The organism is Bacillus sp. 123MFChir2 (assembly GCF_000383235.1).
Lineage (GTDB): Bacteria > Bacillota > Bacilli > Bacillales > Bacillaceae_G > Bacillus_A.
In genome coordinates, this window is sequence record NZ_KB910934.1 from 88,572 (window position 1) to 96,158 (window position 7,587).

Here is a 7,587-nt window from a genome sequence, read left to right on the forward strand (position 1 = left end):
AATTTATTAATGTTAACATGCTTTGAATTTGAAATAGTAAGATTTCATATAATAAATATTATTCCTTAATTTTACTAGGAGGGTTTCCATTTGAGCCTTGACCTACTCTTTTCAGCCGTAAGCATTTGTGTTCTCTTCTATTTTATGTATGTATCGATTACAGATTAACAAAAAAGAGCTATCCAGCTCTTTTTTTATTAGGAATAAATAGAATCCACACTGTTAATCCAATTACAATCCCTGCACAAACTACAGCAGGAATCAAATAAAAATGAGCTAGTGCTGCAATGCCATATACACATAAAGCGGGTATAAAGAGATATGCTTTTGCTTTCTGTGACAGCCATAGTTTCTTCCCTTCTGAACAATATAACTGTAAAAAGAGTTTCTCTGAAAAAACTTTCCATTTTCCGCTCGAATAACGATAGATTGCAAATAACGCAAACGAAATAACGATTACAGCAATCCACCACGGCGTACGCCAAATAGCAATTGCGCTTACAATGATAATCTGAATGTAAAAACCACTTGCATCACCCGAACGAAAATATTCCTTTAGAAAAGCTTCAATAATTCTAGCGTCATTGTCCTTTCCTAATAATATACGTTTAGAACGCGGAAATAACCACGGCTTCGCTGTATTTGTAGGTTTTTGTACTTGGCCCCCCATTGCTATTATTTGTGATGTCCATCTCATTGCTTCTCCTTTTTCTTTTTCAGTTTCTTTAAAGAAGAAGCGATGATACTCCCTTTTTTCTTTTACTAAGAAAAAACTTATGATAAAGAGAAGGAGAAAGAACAAAATTGCATAAAAAGACTGTTGTAATATGTATCTACATGTTATGCCTACATATATAGTACCTATAAAAAAGAAAATATTTTTAATAATAATCACTTGCCACTGTTTATGAAACCGAACATCAATATACCGTTGTAGCACGGAAACTGTGAAACGAAAGCAAGTCAAAAAGACAAAACAGATAAAAGCCTGTATTCCTGTTCCATGTAAACCTTTCAAAAAGATGGGTAGGAATAGTATTGTTACAAGTCCACTTGTGAAACAAATACGACAAAAAGAATATATCATTCCGTATTTCATCATTTGTTTAATCCGATCTGGAAATTGAATTAAAAACAAACTGTCTGCTTGTTCCAAAAATGAACGTACACTTCTTGAAAACGTTGTGCTGTAAAGGATAAAAAGCCCGATAAACCAATATAATATATCTTCATCTTCTGGTCCATTGTTCCAAAGTGAAGCGTAGTATATCCAACTAAATACAAGTGCTGGAACAACTCCATATAATGCGATCGTCCAATCAACAACAGAACGCACTGCTTTCCATTTTCGTTTTAATTCATAAAAGAGTCTCTTATAAAATAATGTTCTAATCATGTTGCTCCCGCCTTACAATCACATCAAAACAATCTAACAACGTACCTTCTGGCATATTAGCAAGCGTTTGAATACTACGTAAATCTCCATTTGCAAATAACGTTCCTTCTGAAATTAATAAGAAACGCTCACATATTCTTTCTGCTGTATCTAACACATGTGTACAAAGTAAAATGCCTGCCCCGCGCTCTTTTTCTTTATACAAAAAATTGAGAAAATCACGTGTTGCCGTCGGATCTAATCCAATAAACGGCTCATCAATAATATAAAAATCAGGCTCTGTTAAAAAAGCTAAAATGAGCATTGACTTTTGTTTCATTCCTTTTGAAAACTTCGATAAATATTCATGCTTATGCTTGTCCATCCGAAATGTACGCAACAACTCATCCGCCTTTATTTCCCAGCTTCCTGATTTAACATCCCTAGCAGCCATTAAAAGGTCAATATGCTCCCATAATGTTAAGTAATCATAATACGTTGGATGTTCTGGTACATAGGCATACGGATTCTTTTTCTCTCCAAATGAGATTTCCCCGTCTATATGTGCCAATAATCCAAGAATTGCTTTTATCGTTGTACTCTTTCCTGCTCCGTTTGCACCAATTAAAGCAACGAGTTCACCTTTTTCAATTGAAAAAGCAATGTTATGTATCGTTTGCTCTCCATATTCGTATCCAGCTGAATTTATATTTACTTGCAGCAACTATATCCCTCTCCCTATGTAAACTTACAATAAATCCCTATGAAAATAATAACATATTTTTCAATAAAATGATTTTTCAATCTATATAAATACAAATTAAAAAAACGACATAAAACCATCTTTTTTTTAAGTGGGTGAGAGCATCTGTCCATGCATAGAAGCGGTCAGTTCTTTTTCCTGCCACATGCTAAGTTTAAACAAAGGGATAAAGCGAGTGGAAGCTCCTTTTTTCTGCATAGCAACAATCTATATGTCGGAAAATCAAAATGGATTCATATGATACGTAGTAAAGATACCATCCATAAGCAGGAAAATAAGCTCAATAATAGAATACTTTATATTCTGAGCTCAAAATATTTTTTTATTATTCCATTTACACCTTCTTATAAAACATTTCTAGCAAATGACGAGAAAGGATATTTACTATGACAAATAAGCGAAACATCGAAGCTATTTTCATCGACCGCGATGGTACAATCGGCGGCGATACGACGATTCATTATCCTGGAGAGTTTCAGTTATTCCCATTTACTGAGATGGCTCTAAATAAACTGAAAGAACAAAACATACAACTATTTTCCTTTACAAACCAACCGGGCATTGCGGATGGCAAAGCAACAACTGAAGACTTTATTCAAGAATTAAAAGCATTCGGTTTTGACGACATCTATCTTTGTCCACACCGGCATAGTGATAGCTGCAATTGTCGTAAGCCAGAAACAGGAATGCTCCTTCAAGCAGCGAAAAATCATCATCTTGATTTAACAAAATGTGTGGTAATCGGCGATCGATGGAGCGATATTGTTGCAGGTATAAAGGTCGGTGCCACGACAATTTTAGTACAAACAGGTGCCGGATACGATGCTCTGCGTACATACCGTCATAAATGGGCGAACATGAATGCTGATTATATTGCTATAAATTTAGAGGATGCTGTTTCATGGATCTTTTCGCATTCTGTATAAAAACAAAACAGCAATGCCATGTAAAACGGCATTGCTGTTTTGTCATTCCGATCGTTCTGCATACCTCATCTACAAAATACAAAAATTATATCTTTATAAAAAGCTCGTCCTTCCATATCCATATGTTATGAAAATGAATTACACTATGTTTGGATATATATCACTAGTTATATATAAATCCATTTTGACTTTTTAACATATAGATTGCTGCTATGTAGAAAAAAGATTCTGCTACTTTCTTTCTCACTTTGTTTGAACTTCGCATGTGGCAGGAAAAGGCCCTGACCGCTTCCACGCATGGCCAGACGCTCTCACCCACCTAAATGAAAAGGGGATTGTGTAAGTTTTTTAATTCGGATTTATATATGGATTTTTACAAAGTTAATTCATAATGAAAATAGCGATCATCTCTTATATAACCATTCCCTACATATAAACGCTGTGCCGCGGCATTATTTACTTCCGTTTGGAGCTTTAATCCTTTTGCTCCTGTATCCACTGCGAATTGCTTCGCCTTTGCTAACAATTCTTTTCCTACTCCAGTTCCTCTTGCTTCTTTCCGTACAAATAAATCATTTAATATCCATAGCTTTTTCATCGAAATAGAAGAAAAAGAAGGATATAGCTGTGTAAATCCAACGTATTTTCCATCTTCTACTGCCACAAAGATAATGGATTCTTTTCGCTCTATACGTTCACGTAAAAATTGTTCCGCTCTTTCAATAGTAGAATCTTGTTTATAAAACACGCGGTACTCATTAAATAATAATGCTACTCCTTGTGAGTCTTCCATAGTTGCTTGATATATTTTCACTTCGCTTCGCTTCCTTTCCAATAGTTCTTCATTAAATCCGTTGCCCAGTCTGGCTGTTTAATTTCTTCTTTTGGTAAAAACTCTTTCATAACTGGTTTCATATCTAAAATAAGGGTACCATCAATCGCATCTAACCCTTGCACAACTAAGCACTTTCCTTCTCTTCGTACGACTTTTACAATCGTAGCACCTAGTCGATTCGGACAATTTTTCCCCCGCTGTGCAAAAATACCTACTTTCGGATATTCTTCATTATTTCGAGGATGTCTTGCTGTGTACCGAATGTTCTCTTCTCTCACTCTATTAAAATAAAAAATTACTTCAATATGTGAAAATCGTTCAATCCCTTACAAACTCTCTTCTGTATACAAATCTGCCAACTCAATAACAGATTCAATTTCTCCCCACAAATCATCTTCTACATTGATTCGTTCATTATGTACAAAAGCAATCGGTTGTAACGAAAACATCGTATCCCCTTTTTGTAACCACTTACATTATAATATATTTTCTGAATATTTTCCACGAATATTGTTTCAGTTTACATAATAATATTATAAAAATAGAAGAGAGTACATATGCTCTCTTCTATCTTAAGGTTATACAAGACCTGTTAAGCTATACATGCCAATTACAACAAATACAGTTGCTGTTTTAATAATTGTAATCGCAAAAATATCCCGATATGATTGTTTATGCGTTAATCCAGTTACCGCAAGTAATGTAATAACAGCTCCGTTATGCGGCAATGTATCCATCCCCCCGGAAGCCGAACCTGTTATACCTGCAAGTACATTTGTTGTAATGGCCCCGTTAATTAGTGGATTTGTAAAAGTAGTTGAAATACCATCACGAATTACACCAAATCCATATTCTGCCCCTGTATTCATTGCTGCTAGTAACGCTCCGCCAATACTAGCATTTAACCCTGTTTGAAAGTCTACAAATACACAGGGAAATATAATTTAATGAAACCAACCATTTTCTCCATAAAAATATTTGAGAAAAAAGGCAAAACATAAGTCGGCTCTGTTAACAAAACAGCAAACAGAGCACAAATAGGTGCAAACAAAATAACAGAAAATCCGCGATACGCTACAAACATTAGCATACTAAGTGCCAGTAAAATAATGACTAATTCCATGAGCTTCTCCTTTACAATTTCCAAGGAAATATTTATAGAATTTTCAGTTTATTTTAAAGTTCCAGTTTATAACTAAAATTCCTTTTTCAAACACTGAATATAGTCATTTTTACAACATCTCTATACAAAAAAAGACAAGGTATCAACCTTATCTTTTCAATCAACTATTTTTCTACCACATAATGAAACTTCTTTATACTTTCTACATCTTTAATAATATGAGTAGCTCCCGCCACCACTAATTCTTCTTTACTACCGTATCCATACATGACTCCGATAGAATCGATACCAACTTGACGCGCTCCGATTATATCGTGCTCTCGATCACCTACCATAACTACATGTTCTTTCTCTAAATCGTGATATGTATGTAAAATATGCTGAATGATGTCCGCTTTGGCAATGCGTGTTCCATCTAAATTACTACCGACAATCTCTTCAAAATAATGTGCCATCTGAAAGTGTTCTAAAATTTTTTTTGCAAATACAGTTGGCTTTGACGTTGCCACAAATAGCCGCTTCCCTTCATCCTTTAACTCTTGTAAAACATTAGGAATATCCTCATATACATGATTTTCAAACATTCCCTTCGTTTTAAAATATTCACGGTAATACGTTACTGCATCTGTTACTTGTTTTTCATTCATTCCATATATATTCGCAAATGAATGTTGAAGCGGAGGACCGATAAAAGTAAGTAATTTGTTATTATCCTGCTCATCTATTCCCATTTTTCGCAAGGCATAAATGACTGAATTTACAATACCTTCTTTTGGGTCTGTTAATGTGCCATCTAAATCGAATAAAAAAGTTGTATACATCTATTCTCCTCCACTCACTTTACTTTATATGTTAAAATCCAAAAACATGTATTCATACGAATCTCTAAATCGACTGCAAATGGTTCAAAAATAGTTGTAAGTTCTTCTTTCGAGTAATAATTTTTTATAATTTCATATTGCTGCCCACTAGCTAATGAACGAATTTTATATGTATTTTCATCATTTGGCTTAGAAATAAGTGTTCCACCCATTCCTTCGTTATACATATTATCTACTATGCATACAATCGAACCTGATTCTAAAACCTCATGAAACTGTTCTAAAAAGGAAAAAATATTTTCTTTCGGAATATGAGAAAACCAAAAATTTGCGTATGCTCCATTAAATGTTTTTGCTAATTGATTTAGTTTATATGCATTTCCTTGTACAAAAGAAACTTTAGCTGGCAAAAGCCGCTTTGCTTTCGCTATCGTAAGTACTTCTTCCGAGTAATCAAGTGCAGTAATGTGCTCAGCCGTTTCAGCAACATATTGCGTCCAGTATCCTGTACCACAAGCAACCTCAAGTACATCCCTTCCTGTAAACTTTTCTTTCAAAACATCTTTTATTTGTATCAGTTCTGCTTGCCTAATAGGGTCTTCTCGAAAATATACTTCTTCATAACTTTTTGCTCGGTTACTGTAATATGCTTTCATTCCCATCCCCCTTACCATTCTAGCCACACCCTTCACTATTTTACAAAATAATCATTTAAATGTAAATATTCAGTCAATAAGATACTATAAGTCACCATCAAAACAAAATTCAAGATGTACAAAACCCTTCTCATCATGTATGATTAAATTTATTTCCCAATTTATAACAGATGGTGAATACATATGACGACAAAATTAATTTTCATAGTAGCTTTTACGATTATCATTCATGCTGTGGAAACAAGTTCTTATAGTATCCGACTTGCAGGCATTCGTTTAAAAAAGATTGCTGTTTCGTTATCTGTAGTTGGAATTGTATTACTTGTTTCAAGAACATCTAACTTACTGCAAGCTTTTTTAGTTGGCGGTATTGTCGATCAGGCAAAACTAGACGATTCTATCGATTTAAAAGGAACGATTCATCTTATTTTATTCGCTGCCTCAATCGGTACATTACTAGCCATCTTTTTGTATCCAACGCTTACAAAACTATTTGGCTATGTTATTAAAAACTTTGAAACAGACGGTTCTTTTATAAGCATGATGAAAACAGGCAATATTCAAAAACTAAAATACACAAAAAAATATATTCGTTCTCCAAAATGGGAAATGATTCACCGGATGCGAGTTGGCGGCATTCCAAAGCGAATCATGCTCATTAATATGTTTGCTACTGCTATTTATACAGCAGGCGTTCTTTCTGCTTTATACGCTTCTTTTTTAAATCCATCATATGCAACAAATGCAAGTACAGCTTCCGGTCTCGTTAATGGATTTGCAACAATCTTATTAACGGTACTATTAGACCCACGAATCGCCCTATTAACGGAACGGGCTCTCCAAAAAGAAAACGGCGCAGAAACAATGGGGAAAATGTATGGATGGCTTATGATTTCTAGATTGTTAGGAACATTACTAGCTCAGCTTCTTTTTGTACCAGGAGCTCATTGGATATTGTGGATTATTTCGATTACGAATTGAAAATTGTACATTAAAAAAGGGATGAAGCCATTCTATGTTTTGTATACTGTCATTTCAAATTTACTTTCGTTTCTTCATAACAAATCCCCGGTAAACTAAAATGTACC

7 protein-coding genes and 2 pseudogenes are annotated in these 7,587 nt (G+C 34.4%); 2 read left to right on the top strand and 7 right to left on the bottom strand.

The window, feature by feature from the left end; genetic code table 11:
• Window positions 1-178: 178 nt before the first annotated feature.
• Window positions 179-1,396, bottom strand: coding sequence for an ABC transporter permease (locus tag H280_RS0108610; RefSeq protein ID WP_020060720.1), 1,218 nt, complete (start codon window positions 1,394-1,396; stop codon window positions 179-181).
• Complete coding sequence (locus H280_RS0108615; protein WP_020060721.1) at window positions 1,389-2,099, bottom strand: ABC transporter ATP-binding protein; 711 nt, start codon at window positions 2,097-2,099, stop codon at window positions 1,389-1,391. The genes H280_RS0108610 and H280_RS0108615 overlap by 8 nt, the downstream gene beginning before the upstream one ends.
• Before the next feature lie 425 nt (window positions 2,100-2,524).
• On the opposite strand from H280_RS0108615, the gene H280_RS0108625 reads away from it, so the two are divergent.
• Window positions 2,525-3,064 carry an HAD-IIIA family hydrolase gene (locus H280_RS0108625; RefSeq protein ID WP_020060723.1) on the top strand — a complete coding sequence of 180 codons (540 nt, stop codon included), beginning with the start codon at window positions 2,525-2,527 and terminating at the stop codon, window positions 3,062-3,064.
• Between the two features lie 373 nt (window positions 3,065-3,437).
• Here the strand turns inward: H280_RS0108625 and H280_RS0108630 are convergent, their stop codons facing one another.
• From H280_RS0108630 to H280_RS0108655, 5 genes and pseudogenes are all read right to left on the bottom strand, one after another.
• A complete protein-coding gene (locus H280_RS0108630; protein ID WP_020060724.1) occupies window positions 3,438-3,878 on the bottom strand; it encodes a GNAT family N-acetyltransferase in 441 nt (146 codons plus the stop codon).
• Window positions 3,875-4,348, bottom strand: a pseudogene (locus tag H280_RS23335) (TrmO family methyltransferase domain-containing protein). The gene H280_RS0108630 and the pseudogene H280_RS23335 overlap by 4 nt, the downstream one beginning before the upstream one ends.
• A 129-nt stretch (window positions 4,349-4,477) precedes the next feature.
• A pseudogene (locus tag H280_RS26980) lies at window positions 4,478-5,022 on the bottom strand (hypothetical protein).
• Between the two features lie 164 nt (window positions 5,023-5,186).
• Window positions 5,187-5,843 carry an HAD family hydrolase gene (locus tag H280_RS0108650; RefSeq protein WP_020060727.1) on the bottom strand — a complete coding sequence of 219 codons (657 nt, stop codon included), beginning with the start codon at window positions 5,841-5,843 and terminating at the stop codon, window positions 5,187-5,189.
• A gap of 14 nt (window positions 5,844-5,857) precedes the next feature.
• The gene (locus tag H280_RS0108655; RefSeq protein ID WP_020060728.1) at window positions 5,858-6,499 is read right to left on the bottom strand and encodes a class I SAM-dependent methyltransferase; all 642 of its coding nucleotides are present in this window, start codon (window positions 6,497-6,499) and stop codon (window positions 5,858-5,860) included.
• Between the two features lie 183 nt (window positions 6,500-6,682).
• Here H280_RS0108655 and H280_RS0108660 point away from each other — a divergent pair, with 183 nt between their 5' ends.
• Window positions 6,683-7,480 carry a lipid II flippase family protein gene (locus H280_RS0108660; protein WP_020060729.1) on the top strand — a complete coding sequence of 266 codons (798 nt, stop codon included), beginning with the start codon at window positions 6,683-6,685 and terminating at the stop codon, window positions 7,478-7,480.
• The last annotated feature ends 107 nt before the right edge of the window (window positions 7,481-7,587 follow it).